Raw genomic sequence first — 22693 nt, forward strand, 5'->3', positions numbered from 1 at the left:
CCGCCAACGGCGCCCAGATGCTTGTGCGCCGCGGGTTGATCGACAGTGCGAGAACAGCAGTGTCTTCGGCTTTGATCTGATCGCCCGCCGCGGAGTAAGCGTAGGCCAGGTTGCCAATAATCTCTTGATCGCCAGGGTCGGCGGCTGTGGCCTGGCTAAACAACTTCACCGCACCGTCCGGATTGGCGGCTGCTAGTGCTAAGAGCCCTTGCTGGTTGAGTTTGCGCGCAGTATTGCGGTCACCGCGGGCAGGCTTGGGCAACGCGTCCATGGCCGCCGCAGCAGCCATGGCGGCCGCGAGGTCTTGTGACTTCGCCGCCGCCAGCATTGCCTTTGCGCACTGTGCGGCTGCTGCGCAATTGATCGGTTGAGTTGTGGAAGCGAGGACCGCGGGAGCCGACGGCGCGGAAGGTGTCGGCGAACTCGAACCCGTGGGCGCATTCGCGCTGTCGGACGAAGATGCTCCGGAACTGGAGTCGTCTTCCCGGCCAATCGACACCTCAAGCGAGGATGAGCGTTCCGACCCGACGTATGTACAGGTAATGGCACCATTGCGGACGGTGCCAAAGGGCCAGGGGTCGATCTTGTAGGTCCACGCCGCGGGCGGAGCTTTGCAGGCGGCCGAGAGCGCGGTTCGGACCTGAGCCGGGGAAACACTTCCGGGGACGTTCATGATGGCTGTGCTATAAGCGCCGGAACGCTCCCACTGCACGACCACTCCTTCCACAGGAAGGCCGTAGAACGAGTTTTCCGCGTTGAGTCCGCCCTGGTCCCGAAACTGATCGAACAGCTTTCTGTTCGGGGCGAAGGGATCCAGCGCGCTTTCCAGCATGTTTCTTTGGCTGGATGCGCGCGCAGTCTCCTGCGACGCGGGGCTGGCGGCCACTTCAGCGGGAATTGGTCCGCCGTTCGATTTGAGTGTAATGTCTTGAACGTGGTTGGCCCATCGGAGCGGCAACGCCGTAACCCGGCCTTCCAAGGCGCCGCTAACAAAGGTGCCATCGATCTCCGTGATGCTCTTGACGTGCTGCAACTCGATCGACGAAACAGCGGGGCAATGATCAGCGGGTACTTCCATGGTCGTATGGCCCTGCGGAGGGACGCGATCGTTGAGTGCCAGTTCATCCACAATATTGCCAGCCGAATCACGGGTGACCGCCTTAATCGAGAGGTTCGTGAAATTCAGGTCGGTGTGGTTGTCCACGTCGAAGTGAAGCCTGCAAAATCGGTCGGTCTCACGTTCCTTGCTCGACAAGGTGACGCCGATCCACTCCTGGCTGGAGGGCGGTGATCCAGCGTCGGATGGGCTCACCATTGAACTCGGTTGCATCGCCGCTGCCTGGACTACTGGCGCGGCCGCGTTCCCCGCTTGCCCCGTCGGAGATTGAGAAGGCGTTTCTGATTTCTGGCAACCACCCATGCAAGTAAAAAGCGCGCACGATAGGGTTGTCAAGATTGCGGCACGGCTTGTTCTCATGTTTGCCCCGCTTCGTTCTGTGTTGAGCGCGCATCAGTCTCGCGCCCGCCCCCCGGCTTTCGTCGAGAATGATTATAACGGCTTGCGATCACTCGGAGCGCCTCCCAATCGAGCCTCCCTGTCGCCGCTTTTGGTGATCAGGCTTCGGCGCGCAAGGTTGCGAACCTCTACGGCGACCACAGTAAAGCCCCTATGCGACTGCCGTTGACCGGATGTGAAGCTCCGCGCAGCAGTAAGCGACCCGCCAACATTTTCGCGTGTGCGAAAACGCCTGAGCCCTTGGGCGCCAATCATGTGTCGGGGGCTCCACGTTTCCCCGGCCCGGCCGGCCGGCATCCGGCTTGAATTTGCCCCGAGAATTCACATTGCGCCGGCGAGGCGTCCTTAAGGCGTATCGATCGGGTCACCACGAAGCCGGCGCCTTAAGCGGACATCCTATGGTTAGGCGACAGCAGTATGGTGAAACGGTCGCAGCCCCTATACTCGTGGTAATAGTCACTGTACGTTCCTGACTGGCGCCAAGCAGATCGGCGCACGTTGTGTCGCGCCTGCATCTGCGCTGCTGTACGCCGTCGGCAACGCACTCAGCAACCAGTCGGTCCGGCTGCATGACCAGCATAACTTGTGGATACAGCCTCCGACGAGGATTGCCATTTGGTATCCTTCAGCAAGGGGGAATCCCCCTTGCTGAAGACGAGACTGTCGTCAATATGGAGTCAATTGTACAGGGATGATTATGTGGAATGACGCCGTAGAGTGGCCCCGTCTGTCGGGTGGGATTCCTTTATATCGCGGATTTTCAACTCGCATGGATGGCGCATCAATCCAAGTTTCCTCGCCCGAAAATCGGCGTCCGCGCAGCATGCCACCGGAGATCCAGAATCAGATGGACGATTGGTTCGAAGCAAAATTCGGAATTCGGTTTCGTCAGCGCTCACTCTTCACAACTGGATCGATTCAAACAGCAATTCACTACAGCGGTGACTACGGCGAGGTCCGAATGATTCGCCCGTGCGCCCCATTTTGCTTTTGCTGGAGCCCATTCTGTGACGACCTTTACGGAGCATTCGAGGAGAAACCAGTGAGCGAATCCATCGAAGATCTTCTCACGCGCTTGCAGTTTCGCTGCCTCGGTCTCGACGAAGCGCTGCGCACCGGTCACGAAATCATGATGGTCGGAACGGCATTTCTAGCGGATACCTGCGAGAGAACTCAGACATGACCGATAGCACACCGCTGGTAACGGGCAACCGCAGCGCACTCGATCTTGTCCGAAGACTGGCTGCTAAAACTTGGGCTACCGCCGGGCCGAACCGCCGCCACATCAAGCGAGGGTAACCCGCCTCCCCCTCACGGCTGGAGAAGTCATGAAATGTATTATCGCTACCGCAGCGCTGGCCCTCACATTCACCGGCGCGCATGCGAAGGTCATCGGCCAGATGCAGGAAGGCGCCGCAGCCACCATCACCTTTACCGACCTGGCATGCAAGGGCGGTGCCCTGTCTCCCCCTGCGTTGAAGAGTGCGCCGGGATATTCTGTGTTCATGATCGGCGGCGGGAAAATGGTTCTCTCGGGATGCTGGACTGAATACTCAGGGGCTATCAAGGTGGTGTGGCAGGGGGTCTCCAATGGCAACGGTTTGGCCGTCTTTGGGGGTATTCAGGAAGCGCAATTCGATAAGTCTGTAATCAGTTCGTTTGAGCCGAGTGAATCGGTGAACGGGCCACTGGAACCCACGCAAGCCCCTGTTCCCGAGTACCATATGCCGCCCCCTCTCCCCGCGGCTGAAGTCGCGAAGCGAGAAGCGGCGGGCAAGGTCAAGGCTCGACTTGAGGCTTATGGCGCCATTGCTCGCAAGGCTGGCCTAGCATACGAGGCGGATGCCGGGAAAGGGCTCGTTCAATTCACGACGGCGAGGTGTTCAGCGGCGGATGGTGTCGGCAATCTCGCGGTATATCTTACGGCCAGTTTTCAAGTGACCGGGGTCGGTTGCTGGACCGAGAGTGAATCAAAAGTAACTATCAACTGGGTCCCGATGGACTCGCACCAGAAGGCACAGAGCGGCTATATTAGCGTCGACAAGCTGACCAAATTCGGCAACTAAGTGTAGCGACTTACATTCGAAATAGGCGCGCTTGTAATCGCGCGCAACAATGCGCTAATCGTTAAGGATTTCTAAAATAGCATGAGGTCCGTACGACCGGTCTGGCTGATGACTTTCCGGCCGCCACGAGCGGTTGAATGACCGCTGTACACTCGGAAGCGGCCGTTGACCTGGCGCCGGCTCCAATGGCGGATGAGGGTCGAACTCAGCCCTTGATTGTCGTCGCGGCCGTATCTCTGATATGGCTTCGCTATAATCAATCGCTTCCCGGCGTCGCAATGTCGAAAAAATGTCTTCCAGGCGAAACAGGTCCCCCGGCCGAGCCCGCAGGCCGCTGACGAAAGCACTTCTATTGCCGATGGATCTCGCCTCCGCCAGTGAACGGTCGCTGTCCTGTCATCTTGCGCTGGTCGCATGCCGCGACGGACATGGCAACAGCCATCTGGTCAATGAACTTATGCGCGCGGTGTACCTGAGCTGGTATCTGCAGCGCGCTGGTTACGGCAACCAACTGGTGGAGCAGTTCAAGATCGCCGAATACGCGGTCGAGAACACCCTGGCGCACGCTCATGAGACGGGGGAATGGGGGCTCGCGTCTGAGGTAATCTGCGACTTTGAAGCGCTGCTGACCCTGTATGACGCCCAGCTCGCAAGGGCTCCTCTTCACGAAGTATTCGAAGCGGAGCGGCAGCTGAGGGTTTTTCTGACGGGAACGGACCCTTCGCCGATCCCGTAATCGCCGTATCGGCGAGCCTTAACAGATTACTTATTCAGGCGCAGCACTTGCCGCAGGGGTAGTTGCATTGTTAATTCGGTTCTCGATAAACTTCGGATTACTACACATTTTACATAATTAAAGTGATCAATTTTTGTGTAACTAATCCGATCATTTTTGTACGGTACATTGAGTTGCGAGGGCAGGTGACAGCCGTGAGACGTCATTCATTCGACGCGTCACCCGAGGCGTTCGAACAACGGGAAGCCCTTGAAAGCGGTCCTTCGATCCGCGACCCCGAGCAGTGCTTATGTGTCGCGTAACGGTCCTGTTGAAAGCACCGGCTATCGTTCAAGCCAATTCTCGATCGTGAGGCCGCAAATTGGGCTGAACTCTCTCGTGTTGTCAGTCACGAGTGTCAGTCCCAACGCAATGGCATGAGCGCAATTCCTGCTCGGACCGGATGGTGGGTCGATTGCCGGACATCAGATCGTGGTGTGCGGCGGTGCGTCGCTCTGAAGACCTGCGTGGACAGATGCGCTTCATAATGCTTGAACCGGCTTGCGCTGATAGCCCGTGGTCGCGAGTAGCAGGCTGTGCGTGTACTCATGCTCGACCTGTTGCGCGCGAATGGACGCGACATCGCACTGCTCGACGATCTCGCCATTGCGCATGACCGCGACGCGCGAGCAGAGAAAGCCGACCACGGCCAGGTTGTGGCTCACGAGCATCATCGTCAGATTGCGCTCTCGATGAAGCCGTCGCAGCAGATTGAGAATCTCGGCCTGCACGGACACATCGAGCGCGGACGTCGGCTCATCGAGCAGCAGCACGCGCGGTTCGAGAATCAGTGCCCGTGCGATCGAGACGCGCTGCCGCTGACCCCCTGACAACTGATGCGGATAGCGGAAGCGATACGCCGGGCCCAACCCGACTTCGTGTAGCGCATCGACGATGCGCTCGTCCTGCCGGTCGATGCCGTTGATGGTCAGCGGCTCGCGCAAGGTCTGATCGACTGTGAAACGCGGATGCAGTGAGCCGTACGGATCCTGAAAGACCATCTGCACTTCGCGTCGAAACGAGCGGTTGATCTTTTCTCCGGGCACATGCGAGCCGATCTTCATATTGCCGCCAGCGATGGGCGCGAGGCCGGTCAGCGCGCGCAGGGTCGTCGACTTGCCGGATCCGGATTCGCCGACCAGTCCGAAAACTTCTCCTTCGCCGACGTGAAAGCTCGCCTCGCGCACTGCGTCGAAGTAACCGGTCTTCGTCCTGAAGCGGACCGTAAGGGCGTTGACGTCGATCATGCTGACGCTCCTGTCGATTGAGTGAGCCACGCTGCATCCGGCTTCAGCACGGGAAGTTCATCGGGCGGATTGACGAGCGGGGGATTCGCCGCGAGCAGGCCGCGCGTGTAAGGATGCTGGGCGTGGATGAGATCGCGTGCCGCGCAGGTTTCCACCACGCGCCCCGCGTACATCACGACGACGCGGTCGCAGAACGACATCACGAGCGGCAGGTCATGGCTGATGAAAATGAGGCCCGTGTCGTGCTTTTCGATCATTTCGTCGAGAATCCCGAGCACCTGCATCGAGACGAGCACGTCGAGCGCGCTGGTGGGCTCGTCGGCGACGAGGAGTCGCGGGCCGGACGACACCATCATGGCGATCATCACGCGTTGTCCCATGCCGCCCGACAACTCGTGCGGGTACGCATCGGCGACACGCTCCGGATTGCGGATGTGCACCGCTGCCAGCGCCGCGATGATCTTCTCGCGCATCTCGCGGCGGCCGAGCTTCGGGCCGTGCAGGTCGAACGCCTCGCGCATCTGCTGCGCGACGGTCATCACCGGGTTCAGCGAGTATTTCGGATCCTGCAGGATCATGCCCATCTGCTGGCCGCACAGTTGCCGGCGCTTGCGTGCCGACATCGCCAGCAGATCCTGACCATCGAAATTCATCGCCTTCGCATGGTATTGCGCGCCAGGCGGCAGCAGGCCGAGCAGCGCGCGCCCGGACAGCGATTTGCCCGAACCGGATTCGCCGACGATGCCAAGCCGCTCGCCGCGATGGAGCGTCAGCGACAGGCCGCGTACGGCTTCCGTCAATTCGCCGTCGTGGCCGCGAAAGCCGATTCGCAGGTCGTCGATTTCACACAGGGGCTGGGTCATATCGGCTGACATTTCAGTTTCCATGGCGGGGATCCAAGACGTCGCGCAGACCGTCGCCGAGCAGGTTGAAGGCGAGGCTCACCAGCAGAATGGCAAAGCCCGGAATGGTGGCCACCCACCACGAATCGAGCAGCACGTTGCGGCCCGACGCGACCATGTAACCCCATTCGGGGCTCGGCGGCTGCGCGCCGAGGCCGAGGAACCCGAGACCCGCGACGGTGAGAATGATGCCGGCCATATCGAGGGTCGCGCGCACGATCACCGACGACGAGCATAGCGGCACGATATAGCGCAACAGGATGCGCATCTGCGACGCACCCTGCAACCGGGCGACGTGAATGAAATCGGCTTGCACGAGCCGCAGGGTCTCCGCCCGCGCGAGACGAGCATATGCCGGCCACGCCGTAATCGAAATCGCGATCACCGCGTTGATGACACCGGGCCCCAGCGCGGCCGCGAACGCGAGCGCAAGCACGATCTTCGGAAACGCAAGGGCCACGTCGGTGACCCGCATCAGTACGTTATCGACCCAGCCGCCAAAGAAGCCGGCCGTGGTGCCGATCAGCAGGCCGACTGGAACCACGATCACCACGACGAGAATCGCAATCGAAAGCGTGAGCCGCGAGCCGTAGATGAGCCGCGAGAGGATGTCGCGGCCAAGCTGGTCGGTGCCGAACCAGTGCGACGGCGAACCCGGCGGCAGAAGGCGGTCGGAGAGGACTTGCTGCAACGGATCGTGCGGCGCGATCAGCGGTCCGATTGCCGCGACGATGATCAGCAAGGCGAGAATTACAAAGCCGAACACAGACAGCGGATTGCCCGCGAGGCGTCGCCAGCGCCGATAAGCGAGCCCGAGCGCGGCCTGTTTGCGTGACGCGGGCGTGTCGCTCAGCAGCCAGTCTTTCCATCGTCGGGGCGCGGCATTCATCGGCCAGTCCTGCGTTTGCGTTGATTGATCCAATGGGGGAAGCACGGAAGGAACCTCCGGAGCATCAGCGGGCGCGCGGATCGAACACGCGATAGAGCGCGTCGGTAAGCAGATTGAGCGCGATGAACGTGACGCCGATCACGAGCGTGCTGCCAAGCACGGCGTTCATATCGGCATTCAGCAGTGCGCCCGTCAGATATGAGCCGATACCGGGCCAGGCGAAGACGATTTCGGTCAGCACCGAGCCTTCGAGCAGATAGCTGTACGTGAGTGCGATGACGGTCAGAAGCGGCACGGCGATATTCCCGAAGGCGTGACGCCAGATCACCCGGCGCTCGGGCAAGCCTTTTGCGCGTGCCGTAGTGACGTACTCCTGGCTCAACTGCTCGAGCATGAATGAACGCGTCATCCGGCTCAGATAAGCGACCGAGTAGTAGCCGAGAATGGCCGCAGGCAGCGCGATATGGGAGAACGCATTGAAAAACACGTCCCATTCGCCCGCGATGAGTGAATCGACCAGCAGGCTGCCCGTATGCGTATCGATCATACCGTCGAATACGGGATCGACGCGGCCCGGACCGGCTACCCAGTGCAGCTTCGCGTAGAACAATAGCAGTCCCATCAGTCCAAGCCAGAACACTGGCACCGAGCTGCCGACGAGACCGACGAAGCGTGCAACATGATCGATCCAGCGGTTGTGGCGCACGGCGGCGATCACGCCCAGCGGCACTCCTAGCAGCACGCCGATGATCGTCGATAGGGTCGCGAGTTCGAGCGTCGCGGGGAACACGCGCTGGATGTCTTCGATTACAGGGTGCGCCGTCAGCAGCGACATGCCGAAGTTGCCATGCAGCACATCGCGCACGTAGATCAGGAACTGCACGGTGAGCGGCTTGTCGAGCCCGAGTTGCAGGCGCGCCGCCGCGTAGGCCGCCGCCGAGGCGCGATCGCCTAGAATCGCCAGTACCGGGTCGATCGGTATCTTGCGGCCGATCACGAACGTGACCGCCAGCAAGCCGGTGAAGGTGATCACGAGCGTGAAGATCCAGCGCACGAGGCGCAAGGTCCAGCGCACGCTGGCGCTTTCAGCCGAAAGCGCGCGCATGCGCTCGAAAGTCGTGAGGGGAGTCGACATAATGGGTTCCTCGGCCGATGGCGAAGCCAGCACAGTTTCGCCTTCGCCGCTTACGTTACTGCTTCTTCAGGTCACGATACGACACGAGGTCGTTGATCGGACCCACTTCGAGCCCCGTCACGCCCGGCCGCGCGGCGACCTGCGAGACCTGTTGGAACATGATCACGAAGGGCGAGTTCGCAAGCATCTGTTTTTGCATCGTCTGGTACAGCTCGGCGCGCCTGGTGGTCGACGATTCGGCGAGCGCCGCGTTGGTTTCCTTCGTCAGATCAGGAATATCCCACGAGTTGCGCCACGCGAGCATCTTGTAGGCCGATTTGTCGGAGTTGTCCGGATTCCAGGCGAAGCCCTGCGCATTGCTGTGCGGGTCGATGTAGTCCGCCGACCATTCGCCGATATAGATGTCGTGCGAGCGCGAGCGGTACTTCGCAAGCGTCTGCTTGTTGTCGGCCGGGATGATCTGAACCTTGATGCCGCCCTAGGCGAGATTGGCCTGCACGGCTTCGGCGATTTCGCTGTACGGGTATCCGTTACGCACGTCCATGGTCACGGAGAAGCCATTCGGAAGCCCGGCTTTTGCCAGCAGCGCCTTGGCCTTTGCGACGTTCTGCTGGTACGGATTCGTGTTCAGCGCGCCGAGAAAGCCTTCCGGAAGGAACGTTTCGTGCACCTTGTAGGTGGTCTTCGCGACATTGCTCTGGATGCCGTTATAGTCAATCAGCCACTTCATCGCTTCCTGGACTTCCGGTTTTTCCAGGTTCGGATTCTTGACGTTGAGGCCGAGGTACAGAAGCGTCGCCTGCGGCACCGCGCTCATATGCGCCTTGCCGGACTTCGTCAGTGCGGCGAGATCGTCCGGGCTCAGATTGCGCGCCACATCGACGTCGCCGTTCTCGAGTAGCAGGCGCTGGCTCGATGCTTCCGGCACGTGACGCAACACAATGCGCTTCATCGCGAGCGGTAAGCGATAACCGTCGAAGCGCTGCAGCACGATGCTGTCGTTGGCCGTCCACTTGACGAGCTTGTAGGCGCCAGAGCCCGCCTCGTTCGTGCGCAGCCAGTCGTTGCCGAAGTCATTCGCTTTCTGGTGCGAGAGCAGCAACTGTTTGTCCACCACCGATGCAGGCCACGCGCCGAGCACGTTCAGGACAAACGTCGGGGCGTATTTCTGGTCTGTCGTCACACTGACGGTGGTGTCATCAATCTTTTTCACGTTGTTGAGCACGTTGTCCCTAGTCAGGCCGATGCCTTGCAGCACGGCGGCCGCACCTTTGTCGAGCAGGACCGTGCGTTGGATCGACCAGGCGACGTCGTCGGCGGTCAACGGATTGCCCGAGTGGAACTTAAGACCCGGACGGATCTTGAACGTGAAGGTCAGACCGTCGGGGCTGACGGTCCATGATTGTGCGACATCGCCGTTGAACTTCGACGGGTCTTTCAGATCGACTCGCACCAGCCGGTCATAGGTATTCGCCACATATTCTTCTGGCACCAGCTCGTAGACTTCGCCGGGATCGAGCGTGGTGAATTCGTCGAGGAAAGTCGCCATGACGAACATGTCTTTCGGCGTCGCCGCCGCAGCGGGGCTGGCCGCTGTGAACGACAGGGTCAAGGCGGAGACGATCGCTGCCGCCGCCAATGCATTGCGCAGTACCAGTTTCATACTCGCTCCTTAAGGAAATGGGGTAGAGCCCGTCAGGGAACAACGGATGGGAAAATCGAAAGCCACTACATGAGACGTAACGGGCCGCTTTCACTGTTGTCGATCAGAGGCAGCGCACGGGAGCCTGGCAGCTCGTAATGCCACCATTCGTTCCTGATGTGCGTGAAACCCGCGGCGTGCATGATGCCGAGCAGTAACAGACGGTTGCGCTGCACGTGCTGGGATAGGCCGGGATGGAAGTGCTCGGATTCGATTGTCATGGCGTCGAAGCCCGTGCCCATGTCGAGTTCGTTGCCGCTGGCATCGAGCAGCGTCAAGTCGATCGCCGTGCCGCGGCTATGGTTCGAACCACGGTCAAGCTCAGCGACGTAGGTGGGATCCGGCAGGAAATCCCACAGCACCTGCTGCGCCTGGGGCGGACGGTAGGCGTCGAAAATCCGCAGCGTCAGGCCGGCGTCGCGGGCAATCTTGACTGCCTTCCGCAAACCGGCTTCGGCTGGTTCGAGCAGCAAGCAGTGGGCCTTCTTGTAGATGGGCTTGCCGGTCAGGTTGCGCTCGGTGGCATAGACGAGGTCGATGTCGACGCCGTGCGTGGCGGGCGTGATTTCGATGAGTCGCGGTTCTGTCATGGAGGGCGCGGTGGAATATCCAATGAAAGAGGGTTCAGCGATCGAACCGGTTAAATTCGCCTGGCAGATTCGCAGCTATGGCCGCGTCAAAAGCCGGAGGATGCGCGGATCCTGCCGCACCTCAATGGCCATGCTGATTTCAATGAACGACGCTTCCTTATGGGCGGGATTGAGAATGAAGTTAAAGGCAAAAGGCATCACGGCGCTGGGCACCTTGAGAAGGGCAGAAGTTGCATGCGCGAGCCACTCTGTCCCGGCGGCCTGGGTCCAAGCCTGGTCGTCGCGCCAATCGGGCGGAAAACCATCCTCTTCCATTTCGGCGATCGTAATGCCGTCGTCGACCTCAACCTTCAGCAGCTGATAAGAATCGGGGAGATCCGCGGTGCCGCCGATTTCCTGATGCACGAGCGTTTCCAGAAGGGCGCCAGCAGGGTGCTCTGCCAGATAGACCGCAGGCTGCCCTGCAAAATGCCATCTACCGGGTGCACGAAGTCCGCCAATTCCCTTCAGATCGGCAAAGTTGCTGATTCTCCACAAGACCATCAGGCGAAGTATCCTTCGTCGATCTGGATCAATGCGTCCTCAACCAGACGCGCCCCATGTTCAGTGCTAGCCATCTCAAGCGCACTGCGGCCTGCGAAGCGCTTCTGCGGGTTTCGCAGCCAGTGCATCGCTTTTGCAGTGTTTCCAAAGACCGCTGCCGCCTGCGCCAGGATGCGCGCCAGACGGATCGCCCGGTCGGATTCCTCGGTTGAGAGACGTTCGTGCTGCTGACGCCTGTGAGTTAGGGTGCGACGTGGGATGATGAATGCGAGTTCATCCGCCCTCAGTCCCTGAGCCGTCAAGCGGTCGATAACTTCAACGGCCACCCGCTCGCTTGCCAGCTCTGCGAGATCGGTCTCGTTGCGAATGCGCGCGTCAAGCAACTGCCCGAGCATCGTCAGTTCCGCCCGGCGCGGATTTCCGGCTCCGGTGGGCATGAAGGCAATCGTGGCCATAGCAACTCCGTTTTGGCAAAATGCTCACTCATTATAGGCATTTTGCCGAAATTGCGCTTGGTTGATAATGGCATCCGACTGATCGGGTCCTGGCACCGGGGTGTCGTTGCCGTCGACATGCACAGTTTTATTCCCGCGCGCAGCCAATCGAAGTGTGGCTGGTAGTGCGTCCAGAACTTCGCTGTCAAAATTGGCATTGAAGCGGGTGTCCGTCAACCCATCTGTTCGGCGCGCGAGCGCATCGACACGCACGCGCACACCCTCCGGTGTCTGAACACCAGGTCCGATTTCCGTGTTCGGGGTGTCTTGTTTGTTTTCATCGGGAAGCACAACTTGACCAACCGCGTCGCAGTTGCCTCAGGTTACTTCATCTCGGTTGAATCACGTGCGAAGAAGGCTGCGCTGCTGTTCGACCGGTTCGTCTTATTCGGGATGAGTTCACTGCGCGGTGAAAAAGGCTATCGCAGAGCACCTGGTTGGGACGACTGCAGGCCCTTCGCGATCGCGCAGTTTTCTCGTCTCAACGACCGGGTACGTGGCGGCTGCTGAAAGGGCGCGCCGTTCCGCTGGCAGCCCCGCCGCCACGGAGTTCTGCTGAACTGTCGATTCGGGTCAGAGCGACACGATCTGTCGCAATAGTTCCAGCGCTTTCATCTCATCCAGCCGTCCAGTCCGTGCTTTCCCTGCGAGCGTCTTGATCAGCGCTTCTGCTATTGGTTCAATGCCTATCAGATCGTCCAGGCTCGTCACGGGAGCAGAACGGCGCGGCTCCGCAACGACCTCTGTAACGGGGGCTGGCGCAGGCTGCTGGTGAGAATCGGACGGTGGCACATCGTTGTCAACAGTTTGACGGATCGCCAGATCGGAGGTGGACGGGAATACTGGATCCAGTTGCTCCACGACTGCCTTCGTCGCGGTGGCGCCGCTGGCATGATTCGCCTCGGACGGATGGATGTGTCGATCGCTCGCGGCTTTCGCCTTCTTATCCGAGGACTTTCTTGCCACCGCCGCTTCCGGCCTTATCGCAGCTGATAGCTCCTGTTGATCAGATGCAGGTCGACCCGACTGTGGATCAAGCAGAGCCAACACCGACTCAGGAATGTCCGTGACTGAACGCGGAATGTCCAGCCAGGCAGTTGGCAACCCGAGGCGTTCAGTGAAACGGCTGGCTTCGGCGTCGTCCATGCGCTTCTGCCCATATAGACGATTGTCCAGGTTGGAGGCGCTGATACTCATTACCGCGCTGAGACGCACCTTCGATCCCTTACGGGAGGTAAGTACGTGCAGGTTGGCGCGACGAATGCTTTGCAGAGCCGCCACGTCGTTCAGCGGCAAGGATTGTTGGGCCCCCAACTTCACGGACGCTTTAGCTTTCGCTGATGCCGGTTTCGAGGAAGTAACCTTGGCAGTCCTTGCCGCTGTAGGCTTGCTCGTCGCGACGGCCTGTGGCGAGCCGCCATCGGTTCTCTTTGACATTTCTGGTTCCCTGGGCAAACGGTCAGTGGGGGTAGCGTGGTGGTTCGCTGGTATTGCAGGAGCCGGTTCCGATGCCTGCTCGTCCGTCGATTCCGGCTCAGCGTTAGCACGAATAAAGTCAAGTGGCGCCTTCAAACGATTGATGGTCTCGGATGTGAGGGCAGGGTTGGGTTGATCGAAAAACCCATCGGGTAGCCCGAGCGTCGTTTCAATGTGGAAGGCCGTCTCGGGTGTGAATCTCTCGCCGTTTATTAATTCGGCCACACGCGTCAGGTTGGAATCGAGTCCCAGTGCAATATTCTCTGCGCCCACCGCATCGACCAGCCATTTAAACGAACGCGTTTTGAAAATGGATGCCGTCTGGTTTGGATCCCGCGAAGGTGGCTTTTTTACGTATGGCTTGTTCTGTCGATGAGAAGTCGATGGTTGGCGCGATTGACGCGGGCCCTTATCGCGAGGTCCCGGATATCGCCCATGTGGCTGATTCATAAAATGGGGCTCTCCGCCGGTGAAATCACTATCAATGCAGGGATTATAAGCGAGGGAGTACCCACGCCGGGCTTGTCGTCAGCCAACGAGCTGTTCTGGTGACCCAAACGCTGACGGCGTTGCTCCAGTGGGATGTGGTGCCAATAGCGAAAGCGAGCGAGAAGCCGCCAGTTTGTGCGTCAACTCAACAAACCGAAAGCTTGGCTATCCAGACGACAGGCGCGGTAGTCTCTGTGAGCCGCACGTTGGTCAGAACGAGTTGGCCTCAGCGAATGCCATGCATCAGTTTGATCCCGGAGATCGTAACGGTGGAGTGCCTTAAGCGTTTGAGCCGAGGATGACGTCCATCCGTGATTTGACGTTGCGATGAATCCGGTCGATATGCTTTCGCCTAGCCCCAGTACTCATCGCGATGCACGACGGTGCTTCGATACCGAATAGCTTGGTCGAAAACTGTTTCAAGCATGAAATATGGACAAAGGGCTGACCGGCGGCCTTAACAGCGGACTGATGGGCCGCACGCCGATCGGCCAGTATGCGGGCATCAGTGAAGCGAGCAGCGTGCCCGCCGCTCGCTTCACTGACTTAGCGCACCACGAAGCCCGCGCCGACTTCATCTTTCCGGTCGAGCATCCAGCGTGCCGTGCCGAGAATGCTGGCCGTACCCTTCACGGTCGGACGTACGGCGCGCGTGCCGTTCAAGTCGACCTCGCCGAGCAGGCAGCCTTCGAACGTGCCGCTGCCCAGCAACCCCTCGGACAGGATCGGCTGATTCAGTTTGAGTTTGCCGCGCGCCTCGAACATCGCCATCATCGCGCTGGTACCGGTGCCGCCCGGCGAGCGGTCCAGTTGGCCCGCGCTGAACACGTGGACATTTTTGTAGAAAGCGCCTTCGATCGTCGGCGAATGCCAGAATGTGATGAAGTTCAGATTGTTGATGTGCGCCTCGGTCGGATGCTGGATGCGCATCTGCTCGTTGATCTGGTCGCGCACGAGCAGGCCAAGGCGCGACAGTTCGCTGCCGTTCTCGGGAGAGATCCGCAGCGCGCAGTTCGACAAATCGACGATACCGAAATAGTTGCCACCCCAGACGAGATCGGCCTTCAGATCGCCATAGCCCGGCAGGTGCACGGGAATGTCCTGCGCGGCCACATAGGCCGGCACGTTCTCGAAACGCGTCCACAGCACCTCGTCGCCCTCTGAAGCCACTTCGGCGACCACAAGGCCCGCGGTCGTTTCGAAACGAATCCGCGTGACGCCATTGTCGCCGCGCGGCACAAGGCCCAACGCCACCATCGTCATGCCGACCGCGATCGTGCCGTGACCGCACATGTGTGAATATTCAGTTCCGTCGATGTAAATCAGACCCGCGTCGAATTCCTTGCTCGACGGCGGCGTCAGAAACACGCCAAACATGTCCTTGTGCCCGCGCGGCTCGCGCATCAGCGCCTTGCGCAGCCAGTCGTAATTCGTCTCAAGGAAGGCGCGCTTTTCCAGGATCGTTGATCCCGGTGGATAAGGGATGCCGCTATGTACGATGCAAAGGGGCTCCCCTTCGGTGTGGGTATAGATGACGTCGAACGCGTCCTGCTTACGCATGATTGAAGCTCCTCGTTGGAAAGTGAGAGAGGGTTAGGTGCGGTCGGACAACATGTCCAGGCCGATCGTCAAATCGAGAATCGTGATCACCACGATCGCCACGACGATGGTCGCGCCCGATACAGCGGCGATCGTCGGATCGATGGTGTACTGCACGTAGTTGAAAAGCTTGACCGGTATCGTGTTGAGGTCGGCCGTCGTGTTGAAGATCGACAGCTCGACGTTGATCCACGACGAGATGAACGCGAAGATCGATCCCGTCACGATGCCGGAACGGATTCGTGGCAACACGACAAGGAAGAACGTTGACCACGGATTGCCGCCGAGGTCATAAGACGCCTCCTCGAGCGCGCGCTGCTCGGGCGTCATCATCGACATCACCGAGCGCAGCACGAACGGCGCGACGATCACGGTATGACCGATCAACAGCGAAGCAAAGCTGCGCGTGAGTCCGAAATAACCGCCGAATTGCAGCAAGGCCGCGCCGAGCACGATGTGAGGCAGCACGAGCGGCGCCATCAGCGCGGCCGTCAACGCGCGCTTACCCGGAAACGGGTAACGCGCCAACGCCAGCGCCGCGGGCACGGTGAGCCCAAGCGCTGCCGCCGTGGCAGCCAGCGCCAGCAGCGTGCTGGTCGAGAACGCCGCGACGTAGCTCGGGTCGGACAACATCACCTGGTACCAGTGCAAGGTCAGGCCGCGCGGCGGAAACGTGAGGAATTGGGACGCCGTCACCGAGCTGCCGAGAATCACCACAAGCGGTAGCACCAGATAGGCAAGCACGACCCAGGAGACAAGACGAATCGAAGCTCGGGCGATCATCGTGCGCCCCCGCGAATCTCGCCGACCCGGCCCGCCAGCGCGACCATGACCAGCGTGAAGACGAGCAGCACGATACTGAGCGCGCCGCCGTAATGAAAATCGAACGTCGCGCTGTACTGCTGGAAGATCAACATCGACAGGACGGTGACGCGCCCTCCCGACAACAGCGCCGGCGTCACATACGCGCTGACCGCGAGCGTGAACACCATGATCGCGCCGGCGACCACGCCCGGCAACGTCAACGGCAATGTGACATAGCGGAAGGTCTCGATCGGGCTCGCACCGAGATCCGCGGACGCCTGCTCAACAGCGGGATCGACTTGCGCGAGCGCATTGCCGACCGCCAGCACGACAAAAGGCAGCAGCACGTAGACCATGCCGATCAGAATGCCGAGCTCGGTGCCGAGGAACCGCACGGGCCGCTCGATCGCGCCGCTGGCAAGGAGCGTCTGGTTGACGAGCCCGTTGCGGCCCAGCAGAACCATCCAGCCGAACGAGCGCACGATGTTGCTCGTCAGCATCGGCACCACGAGCAGGATCACGCAGATCCGCCGCCACGGGCCCCAGCGGACCACGCGCACCAGATACCAGGCGAGCGGATAGCCGAGCAGCAGGCACGCCAGTGTACTCAGGCAGGCGATGCGGAACGTGACGAGAATGACGCCCCAGTGATACTGGTCGGCCAGCACGCGCACGTAGTTGGCCAGCGAGATGCCATGCGTTTCGGGGCTGGTCAAGCTGGCGAGCAGCACCACGGCGAGCGGCGCGAGAAAGAAGGCCGTGAAGAACACCATCGGCGCGGCCATCATCAGCAGCGGCGTGACGACGGGACGATTCATGCCGGCTCCCCGATCAGATGCAGGTCGGACGGATCAAAACCGAAACGTACGGTCCCGCCCGTTTGCGCTGCTGACGTCGGTAGCCCCATCACGCGGGCAACTACGCGCTGGCCGTCAACATTGGCATGAAGCATCGTATGACTGCCGACGCACACCACGTCGATCAGCACCCCGGAGACGCAGCACAGTGACGCATCGTCGCGGCCCCCGTGGTCGAGGACGCGCAGTTGCTCGGGTCGCAACACGGCGACGCCCCTTGATGGCGCGTCGGCGCGCGCGAAACGAGCGGGCGCGCCCGGCAACGTCAGTGAAATCTCGCCACTGGCAGCGGTAAAGTCGATCAGGTTGGCGTCACCGATGAACTCGGTGACGAAGCGCGTGGCAGGCGCGCGATAGATGTCCGTGCCGGCACCGATCTGTTCGATGCGCCCCGCGTTCATCACGACGATCCGGTCGGCCATCGTCATCGCCTCCTCCTGATCGTGCGTGACGAACACGAACGCAATGCCGAGCTTCTCCTGCAGATGCTTGAGTTCGAGCTGCATGCGCTTGCGCAACTTCATGTCGAGTGCGGACAGCGGCTCGTCGAGCAGCAGCAGCTTCGGCCGGTTGACGACCGCACGCGCCAGCGCCACACGCTGCTGCTGGCCGCCAGACATCTCCCGCGGATAGCGCTCGCCAAGCGATTCCAAACCGACCAGTTCAAGCGCCGCTCTGGCGCGTTCGCTCGCCTCGCGACGCGACGCGCCCCGCCGTCGCGGACCGTAGGCCACGTTCTCGAGCACGCTCATGTGCGGAAAGAGCGCGTAGTTCTGGAACACCGTGTTCAGGGGGCGCCGGTAGGGCGGCAGACCGGTGACATCTTCGCCATCGATCACGATACGGCCGCTATCGGGGGCCAGAAAGCCTGCGATCGACCGCAGCAAAGTAGTCTTTCCGCAGCCGCTCGGTCCGAGCAGCGCGACGAATTCTCCCTGGCGGATATCCAGTTGAATCCGGTCGAGCGCTGTGTACGCGCCAAAGCGCTTGCATACGGCATCGAGCGTCAAAAGGGCTGGCATTGCTTGCGCGCGGTTCATTGCTTGGTGGCCACTTGGCGGTTCCACGCAGCCGTGATCTCGGCGCGGCGCGCGTTGATGACGCTCCAGTCGAACAGTTTCAGGCTGTCGACCGAGCCGTTGGCGCCCCAAGGCAGCTTGCGCGCCACGTCGGCGGGCAGCTTGACGCCTGCGACGGCAGGGCCGAGATACAGCTTCGTCGCAAGGCATGTCGCCGCCTCAGGCGTCAGCGCGGCATTGATGAATTTCTCCGCCGCTGCCTTGTTGCGCGATCCCTTCACGAGATGCAGCCGGGCGTCGGTGGCCCACGCCCCCTCCTTCGGTACGACAAAGCCGATCGGCACGCCCTTATCGATCAGGTCCCACGCGCCGACGTTGAAGAACGCGCCGATCGTGGCCTCACCGCTTTGGAAGGCGTTCGTCGCGGCGCCCGAGCTGTCGTAGAAAAGCGCGGTATCGAGCGATGCGAGCCTGGCGTAGACAGGATCGAGATGAGCGGGGTCGGCGCCCCAGACCTGAGCAAGGAACACCACAAACGGGATGCCGGCGGAGTTGGCCGGGGACGGCACCGTCACCGCGCCCGCATAGGCGGGATTCCAGAGGTCCTTCCAGCTCGTCGGGGGCTTGGCCGATTTGGTGTTGTAGGCCAGCCCCAGCGAGTAGTAGCCGGAGCCGACCGCATAGGTCGTATTGCCGCTGCGATAGATCGCCTTGGCGATGACCTGCTTGAGATTCGGAATCGCGGCGCTATCGAGGTTGTCGAGCACACCGGCTTGATAGGCCAGCTCGCTGATGCCGCCATCCATCCAGGCGACGTCTATGGTCGGCGCAGCCTTCTGCTGCTGCAACTTGGCGAGCGTCGTGGTCGAGGTGCCGAGCTCCGGCGTCACGGCGATCCCCGTCGCCTTCGTGAAGGGCTCAGCCACGCAACTGCGAAAGGCGTCGCCCCAGTTGCCGCCATACATGGCGACGGTCAGTCGTGGCGACTGTGCGGCCGCGCCCAGTGAAGCTATCGTGCCGGCCAGCGCAATGGCTGCCTTGATCGTATTGCGACTTCCGAGTCCCATGTCGTCCCCTGATAGGTTTGCCTGGTTGTGACCACACTTGTATCTTGCGCGTCGCGTGGCGCCGCGAGCTTGCAAGTCACGGCCAAATAATTGAATAATTGCGTCATGCCGAGTCCGCCCAACGTCGATGCTGAAATCCGCCGCACGCGTACGTCTGCGGCCATCCATGAAACGGGTAAACCCGAGATTTCCATCGGTTTCATTCTGCTGCACCAATTCACACTGGCCGCGTTCGCGGGGCTGGTCGACGTGCTGCGTCTGGCTGCGGATCACGGCGGGCGTAGCCGGCAGATTCACGCACGCTGGCGTGTCATGAGCATGGACGGCTTGCCCCGCACCTCGAGCGCAGGGGTGACGCTCCAGGTCGGCGGCGGCTTGCCGGACGACCCAGCGGAATTCGACTACATCGCGGTCTGCGGCGGCAACGACTATCCCAACACGTATTTGCCGCCGTCGCTAGGCGACTGGCTGAGGCAAGCGAGCACGAGCCGCGTCCGGATGCTAGGTATCTGCACCGGCACATTCGCACTGGCGCAAGCGGGATTGATTGGAGCGCGGGTTGTCTGCGTACACTGGAATGTGCTCGACGCGTTTCGCGCTCGCTTTCCGCTGACGCCTGCTGTCGTCGATCATCTGTTCGTGGATGAAGGGGACCTGATCACGTGCGCCGGCTCGACCGCTGCGATCGATCTCGGGCTATACCTCGTCGCCCGTCATTGCGGCCGGGACAAGGCGCAGCAGGTTGTGCGCCATATGATGCTGCAAGGCATACGCCCAGCGAAATTGCCGCAGGCGCACTTCTACGCCGATCTCACGCATATCGCCGATATCCGCGTGCGTCAGGCGGCCCATTTCGTCGAGCAGCGCATCGACAATCCACCTACGCTTGACGCCATTGCGCGCTATGTGGGCGTCGGCAGGCGGCAACTGGAGCGCGCGTTTCATGACGCGCTTGGCCTCTCGCCGATGGCGTTCCTGCGCTCGCTGCGGCTCGAATACGGCAGTTGGCTGTTGCTCAATAATCCGCGCAGCATCACCCAGATCGCGCTCGATTGCGGCTTCTCAGACGGCGCGCATTTCTCGCGGGATTTCCGTGCACGCTTCGGCGTCTCGCCGCGCGAGTTTCAACGGAAGTCGGCAGACCGCGCGATACCGCCGTAGCCGAGTTGCCTCTCTACAAAAAGACACTCTGCGGGACGCTTCAGGAAGATGCTGCGAGGAGCGTGCCTAGCCAGGCGCGCAGCGCCGATATCTCTTCCTCGCACACTGAATGCGGCATTCGATACGCGCTCCAGTCGACCTTGCAACCTCGCGCGATCACAGAGTCGCGCGCGGCCTCCCCTAACTGGATCGGCAGCACGGCGTCGTATATGCCGTGCGCGGCAAAGATCGGCGTGCTACGGTTCGCGGCGCTCAAGTGGCTATCGATAAAACCCGGCGATGGCACGTAACCTGACAACACGATCAAGCCGGCAAGTGCCTCAGGGTGCGCCATTCCTGCTGAATAGGTCATCGCCCCGCCTTGCGAAAAACCCCCGAGAAAGATGTTCGAAGTCGGAATGCCGCGGCGGTTCTGCGCCTCAATCAATTGCCGCACCGTTGCGCAAGACAATTCGATACCCGCTTCGTCAACTTGCTGATTAATGCTCTAAAAGGCACTGTCAACTTGCGGGACTTCGTCGGTGTTGATGCATAAGTCACTATGGCTTGGAAAGCATTCGACGGAGTTTGGGTGACGTTGGTAAATTCGCGCCATGCGGCGAACCGCGCTGCGAGGGGTTTGCGATAAAGAGAAGCGCGCAGCAGATGTCGTTTCAATGCGAAGTGCCGTCGGATCGGACCGAAGCTCTGCGTGCGCTTCGGGGCGCGAAAGCCCCGCATGCGCCGCTCGCGCTCCGGCGTGGGCTGATGGCTGTTCTCTGCACGGTTGTTGACACGGTCCGCAGCCTTGACGAACACGTGCTTCACGTTTAACAACATCCGGCATGTCGGCTTTCGCTGCGGAATAGCTGCGCAATTGATCGGTAACGATCTTGCGTGGCAGCGGGCTTGAGCGCAGCACACGCCTGAAGAGACGTTTGGCGGCGGCTTTGTCGCGCCGCTTTTGCAGCAGGATGTCGAGTTCGGCGCTGTGCTCGTCGACTGCCCGCCAAAGCACGTACGGTTCGCCATCCAAGGTGACGAACATCTCATCGATGTGCCACGTGCTACTCGGCTTGCGGCGCGCTGCGTCCGATGCCGGAAGAAGCGCCGGTGATCACGATCACGGGCGTCTCGGCGCGTGGGTTCGGACAGGCATGGCGACCCGATTGCATCAGGAATTCGGGGGGGCGAAGCATGCAGATCTCCATGTCGGTTCTGCCTTTGTATGCCGGCTGACCCGCGCGTCGGCGACGGGAAACGGCTAGAACGCGGTAGCCGCTTTTTGAAGTTAGCCAATCTCCGACTGAGAGTATTTCACGCCGGAAGTTCGCGGTATTGGACTTTAGGCCCATGGGCCTGTGTGTGTAGGATGCGTTGATCGGGGCAGGGTGACTGGGAGCCAGGTCCGCGGAGCACTACGCCTGCCAGCTTCTCGAGGGCCGGCCTCGGCCATGAAGCGACCGTCGCGAGCGGAAGCTGAACGGCCGCTGCTTTAGATTTGCCAGCCGTTCATGATAGGCCGCTCGAGTTTGATCGGTGTGGCGAGGCGAACGGCGAGTTACTGCAGATTCTTTGAGAGCTGTCCGCGCAAGGTATCTGCCATCTTCTGCAAGATGTCTGGCAGAAGAACCTGCGCCTCAAGTGGGCCCATTACGGAATACCCCGATCCCGATTCGCCATCGATGACGATCACGACTGCACAGCGCGCGTGCGTCATGTCTCGCACGTGGTTGCATGCGGTGTCGAATAGCCCGGCCGACTCCCCAGCTGGTATGACTGTTGGCTCGAAGTCTGATGTCATTGTGCCCTCGCATAATGTTTGATCAATCCATCTCAGACAGATGGTGCCTCAATACCGCCGTGCCCTCGGATGCCGAATTACGCGCCCGTTAGTGATCGTCATCGTGGTGGTCGTCATGTTGACCGTGCGGGTCCTGATCATTGGGGTGGTTGCGCATCCAGTCGTCGTGCGCCCAGTAACGATGGCCATCATAGTACTGGTCCCCGTGCCATCCAATTGTGATTCCAACGGGCACGGGAGCGACACCCCCCGGGGCCTGGACGATGCAACCAGAAAGGCCGCTTCCAAGGCTCACAAGCAATGCAGTCGCGACTGGAGTTTTCATACCGCTCCTCAAAAGGTTTCACGACTGACGGTGGATGTCCCGTCTCTCTCAACTTGAGAGCAGCAAGAAGAAGAGGTCGCCTCTCCCGGGTCGACCACAGATGAGCCCTGCCCCGCGCTGGGCATTTTGCATCTGGCGCACCAAAAGAAGCTGCAACCATAGCTGCGGCTCTCAGACGCCCTCTCAGAGATCGATGGGTGTTGCCGGCGATGCACGAGCGCGACTACATTGCGGCAAGAGCATTTCACAATCTA

General features: G+C 60.8%; 22 protein-coding genes and 4 pseudogenes. 5 read left to right on the top strand and 21 right to left on the bottom strand.

The window, feature by feature from the left end:
- On the bottom strand, positions 1 to 1255 hold a 1255-nt coding region (locus tag GNZ12_RS37385), incomplete at its 3' end, for a tetratricopeptide repeat protein (protein ID WP_216673513.1).
- A 1303-nt stretch (positions 1256 to 2558) separates the two neighbouring features.
- On the opposite strand from GNZ12_RS37385, the gene GNZ12_RS37390 reads away from it, so the two are divergent.
- The 3 genes from GNZ12_RS37390 (at position 2559) to GNZ12_RS37400 (ending at position 4318) form a co-directional block, all read left to right on the top strand.
- The gene (locus GNZ12_RS37390; RefSeq protein ID WP_172317157.1) at positions 2559 to 2699 is read left to right on the top strand and encodes a hypothetical protein; all 141 of its coding nucleotides are present in this window, start codon (positions 2559 to 2561) and stop codon (positions 2697 to 2699) included.
- Positions 2700 to 2844: 145 nt separating this feature from the next.
- Positions 2845 to 3582: a hypothetical protein gene (locus GNZ12_RS37395; protein WP_172317159.1), complete on the top strand. Its 738-nt coding sequence runs from the start codon at positions 2845 to 2847 to the stop codon at positions 3580 to 3582.
- A gap of 358 nt (positions 3583 to 3940) precedes the next feature.
- The gene (locus GNZ12_RS37400; protein WP_172317161.1) at positions 3941 to 4318 is read left to right on the top strand and encodes a hypothetical protein; all 378 of its coding nucleotides are present in this window, start codon (positions 3941 to 3943) and stop codon (positions 4316 to 4318) included.
- 323 nt (positions 4319 to 4641) lie between these two features.
- Here GNZ12_RS37400 and GNZ12_RS44755 read toward each other — a convergent pair.
- The 10 genes and pseudogenes from GNZ12_RS44755 to GNZ12_RS37445 form a co-directional block, all read right to left on the bottom strand.
- Positions 4642 to 4740, bottom strand: a pseudogene (locus GNZ12_RS44755) (type II toxin-antitoxin system VapC family toxin); the annotation flags it as partial.
- Between the two features lie 99 nt (positions 4741 to 4839).
- Entirely contained in the window at positions 4840 to 5604 is a 765-nt protein-coding gene (locus GNZ12_RS37405) for an ABC transporter ATP-binding protein (RefSeq protein WP_172317163.1), read from the bottom strand.
- Positions 5601 to 6479 (bottom strand): ABC transporter ATP-binding protein, encoded by an 879-nt coding sequence (locus GNZ12_RS37410; RefSeq protein ID WP_172317165.1) that lies wholly within the window; start codon positions 6477 to 6479, stop codon positions 5601 to 5603. The genes GNZ12_RS37405 and GNZ12_RS37410 overlap by 4 nt, the downstream gene beginning before the upstream one ends.
- Before the next feature lies 1 nt (position 6480).
- Positions 6481 to 7395, bottom strand: coding sequence for a nickel transporter permease (gene nikC, locus GNZ12_RS37415; RefSeq protein ID WP_172317167.1), 915 nt, complete (start codon positions 7393 to 7395; stop codon positions 6481 to 6483).
- Between the two features lie 64 nt (positions 7396 to 7459).
- Positions 7460 to 8530 carry an ABC transporter permease gene (locus tag GNZ12_RS37420; protein WP_172317169.1) on the bottom strand — a complete coding sequence of 357 codons (1071 nt, stop codon included), beginning with the start codon at positions 8528 to 8530 and terminating at the stop codon, positions 7460 to 7462.
- A 55-nt stretch (positions 8531 to 8585) separates the two neighbouring features.
- Positions 8586 to 10193, bottom strand: a pseudogene (locus tag GNZ12_RS37425) (ABC transporter substrate-binding protein).
- 65 nt (positions 10194 to 10258) lie between these two features.
- Positions 10259 to 10822 (bottom strand): D-alanyl-D-alanine dipeptidase, encoded by a 564-nt coding sequence (ddpX, locus tag GNZ12_RS37430; protein ID WP_172317172.1) that lies wholly within the window; start codon positions 10820 to 10822, stop codon positions 10259 to 10261.
- A gap of 75 nt (positions 10823 to 10897) precedes the next feature.
- Complete coding sequence (locus GNZ12_RS37435; protein WP_172317194.1) at positions 10898 to 11368, bottom strand: RES family NAD+ phosphorylase; 471 nt, start codon at positions 11366 to 11368, stop codon at positions 10898 to 10900.
- Positions 11365 to 11820, bottom strand: coding sequence for a type II RES/Xre toxin-antitoxin system antitoxin (parS, locus tag GNZ12_RS37440; protein ID WP_172317174.1), 456 nt, complete (start codon positions 11818 to 11820; stop codon positions 11365 to 11367). Before parS ends, GNZ12_RS37435 begins: the two co-directional genes overlap by 4 nt.
- A 24-nt stretch (positions 11821 to 11844) precedes the next feature.
- Positions 11845 to 12150 carry a hypothetical protein gene (locus GNZ12_RS37445; RefSeq protein WP_172317176.1) on the bottom strand — a complete coding sequence of 102 codons (306 nt, stop codon included), beginning with the start codon at positions 12148 to 12150 and terminating at the stop codon, positions 11845 to 11847.
- 3 nt (positions 12151 to 12153) lie between these two features.
- On the opposite strand from GNZ12_RS37445, the gene GNZ12_RS37450 reads away from it, so the two are divergent.
- Complete coding sequence (locus GNZ12_RS37450) at positions 12154 to 12369, top strand: hypothetical protein (RefSeq protein ID WP_172317178.1); 216 nt, start codon at positions 12154 to 12156, stop codon at positions 12367 to 12369.
- A 63-nt stretch (positions 12370 to 12432) separates the two neighbouring features.
- Here the strand turns inward: GNZ12_RS37450 and GNZ12_RS37455 are convergent, their stop codons facing one another.
- The 6 genes from GNZ12_RS37455 to GNZ12_RS37480 form a co-directional block, all read right to left on the bottom strand.
- Positions 12433 to 13785, bottom strand: coding sequence for a hypothetical protein (locus GNZ12_RS37455; protein ID WP_172317180.1), 1353 nt, complete (start codon positions 13783 to 13785; stop codon positions 12433 to 12435).
- A gap of 585 nt (positions 13786 to 14370) precedes the next feature.
- Entirely contained in the window at positions 14371 to 15384 is a 1014-nt protein-coding gene (locus GNZ12_RS37460; protein WP_172317182.1) for a proline racemase family protein, read from the bottom strand.
- A 33-nt stretch (positions 15385 to 15417) separates the two neighbouring features.
- On the bottom strand, positions 15418 to 16206 hold the full coding sequence (locus GNZ12_RS37465; protein ID WP_172317184.1) for an ABC transporter permease: 789 nt from the start codon (positions 16204 to 16206) through the stop codon (positions 15418 to 15420).
- Entirely contained in the window at positions 16203 to 17045 is an 843-nt protein-coding gene (locus tag GNZ12_RS37470) for an ABC transporter permease (protein ID WP_172317186.1), read from the bottom strand. Before GNZ12_RS37470 ends, GNZ12_RS37465 begins: the two co-directional genes overlap by 4 nt.
- Entirely contained in the window at positions 17042 to 18106 is a 1065-nt protein-coding gene (locus GNZ12_RS37475; RefSeq protein ID WP_172317188.1) for an ABC transporter ATP-binding protein, read from the bottom strand. Before GNZ12_RS37475 ends, GNZ12_RS37470 begins: the two co-directional genes overlap by 4 nt.
- Before the next feature lie 14 nt (positions 18107 to 18120).
- Positions 18121 to 19170 carry an ABC transporter substrate-binding protein gene (locus tag GNZ12_RS37480; protein ID WP_172317190.1) on the bottom strand — a complete coding sequence of 350 codons (1050 nt, stop codon included), beginning with the start codon at positions 19168 to 19170 and terminating at the stop codon, positions 18121 to 18123.
- Positions 19171 to 19275: 105 nt separating this feature from the next.
- Between GNZ12_RS37480 and GNZ12_RS37485 the strand changes: the two genes are divergently transcribed.
- Positions 19276 to 20331: a GlxA family transcriptional regulator gene (locus tag GNZ12_RS37485; RefSeq protein ID WP_172317192.1), complete on the top strand. Its 1056-nt coding sequence runs from the start codon at positions 19276 to 19278 to the stop codon at positions 20329 to 20331.
- Between the two features lie 40 nt (positions 20332 to 20371).
- On the opposite strand, the pseudogene GNZ12_RS37490 reads toward GNZ12_RS37485, so the two are convergent.
- The 4 genes and pseudogenes from GNZ12_RS37490 to GNZ12_RS44760 all read right to left on the bottom strand — a co-directional run.
- A pseudogene (locus tag GNZ12_RS37490) lies at positions 20372 to 20815 on the bottom strand (alpha/beta hydrolase); the annotation flags it as partial.
- A 68-nt stretch (positions 20816 to 20883) separates the two neighbouring features.
- Positions 20884 to 21400: pseudogene (locus GNZ12_RS37495) on the bottom strand (IS6 family transposase); the annotation flags it as partial.
- A complete protein-coding gene (locus GNZ12_RS45165; RefSeq protein WP_268959086.1) occupies positions 21378 to 21509 on the bottom strand; it encodes a hypothetical protein in 132 nt (43 codons plus the stop codon). The pseudogene GNZ12_RS37495 and the gene GNZ12_RS45165, both read right to left, overlap by 23 nt.
- 693 nt (positions 21510 to 22202) lie before the next feature.
- The gene (locus GNZ12_RS44760) at positions 22203 to 22439 is read right to left on the bottom strand and encodes a hypothetical protein (protein WP_235994010.1); all 237 of its coding nucleotides are present in this window, start codon (positions 22437 to 22439) and stop codon (positions 22203 to 22205) included.
- Positions 22440 to 22693 lie beyond the last annotated feature (254 nt).

The organism is Paraburkholderia solitsugae (genome assembly GCF_013177695.1).
GTDB lineage: Bacteria > Pseudomonadota > Gammaproteobacteria > Burkholderiales > Burkholderiaceae > Paraburkholderia > Paraburkholderia solitsugae.

Bases quoted from the DNA above. Each gene is read 5' to 3' on its own strand.
- GNZ12_RS37395 (WP_172317159.1), top strand. From the start codon at position 2,845: ATGAAATGTATTATCGCTACCGCAGCGCTGGCCCTCACATTCACCGGC.
- GNZ12_RS37400 (WP_172317161.1), top strand. From the start codon at position 3,941: ATGGATCTCGCCTCCGCCAGTGAACGGTCGCTGTCCTGTCATCTTGCG.
- GNZ12_RS37405 (WP_172317163.1), bottom strand. From the start codon at position 5,604: ATGATCGACGTCAACGCCCTTACGGTCCGCTTCAGGACGAAGACCGGT.
- GNZ12_RS37410 (WP_172317165.1), bottom strand. From the start codon at position 6,479: ATGTCAGCCGATATGACCCAGCCCCTGTGTGAAATCGACGACCTGCGA.
- nikC (WP_172317167.1), bottom strand. From the start codon at position 7,395: ATGAATGCCGCGCCCCGACGATGGAAAGACTGGCTGCTGAGCGACACG.
- GNZ12_RS37420 (WP_172317169.1), bottom strand. From the start codon at position 8,530: ATGTCGACTCCCCTCACGACTTTCGAGCGCATGCGCGCGCTTTCGGCT.
- ddpX (WP_172317172.1), bottom strand. From the start codon at position 10,822: ATGACAGAACCGCGACTCATCGAAATCACGCCCGCCACGCACGGCGTC.
- parS (WP_172317174.1), bottom strand. From the start codon at position 11,820: ATGGCCACGATTGCCTTCATGCCCACCGGAGCCGGAAATCCGCGCCGG.
- GNZ12_RS37455 (WP_172317180.1), bottom strand. From the start codon at position 13,785: ATGAATCAGCCACATGGGCGATATCCGGGACCTCGCGATAAGGGCCCG.
- GNZ12_RS37460 (WP_172317182.1), bottom strand. From the start codon at position 15,384: ATGCGTAAGCAGGACGCGTTCGACGTCATCTATACCCACACCGAAGGG.
- GNZ12_RS37465 (WP_172317184.1), bottom strand. From the start codon at position 16,206: ATGATCGCCCGAGCTTCGATTCGTCTTGTCTCCTGGGTCGTGCTTGCC.
- GNZ12_RS37470 (WP_172317186.1), bottom strand. From the start codon at position 17,045: ATGAATCGTCCCGTCGTCACGCCGCTGCTGATGATGGCCGCGCCGATG.
- GNZ12_RS37475 (WP_172317188.1), bottom strand. From the start codon at position 18,106: ATGCCAGCCCTTTTGACGCTCGATGCCGTATGCAAGCGCTTTGGCGCG.
- GNZ12_RS37480 (WP_172317190.1), bottom strand. From the start codon at position 19,170: ATGGGACTCGGAAGTCGCAATACGATCAAGGCAGCCATTGCGCTGGCC.
- GNZ12_RS37485 (WP_172317192.1), top strand. From the start codon at position 19,276: ATGCCGAGTCCGCCCAACGTCGATGCTGAAATCCGCCGCACGCGTACG.
- GNZ12_RS45165 (WP_268959086.1), bottom strand. From the start codon at position 21,509: ATGCTTCGCCCCCCCGAATTCCTGATGCAATCGGGTCGCCATGCCTGT.
- GNZ12_RS44760 (WP_235994010.1), bottom strand. From the start codon at position 22,439: ATGAAAACTCCAGTCGCGACTGCATTGCTTGTGAGCCTTGGAAGCGGC.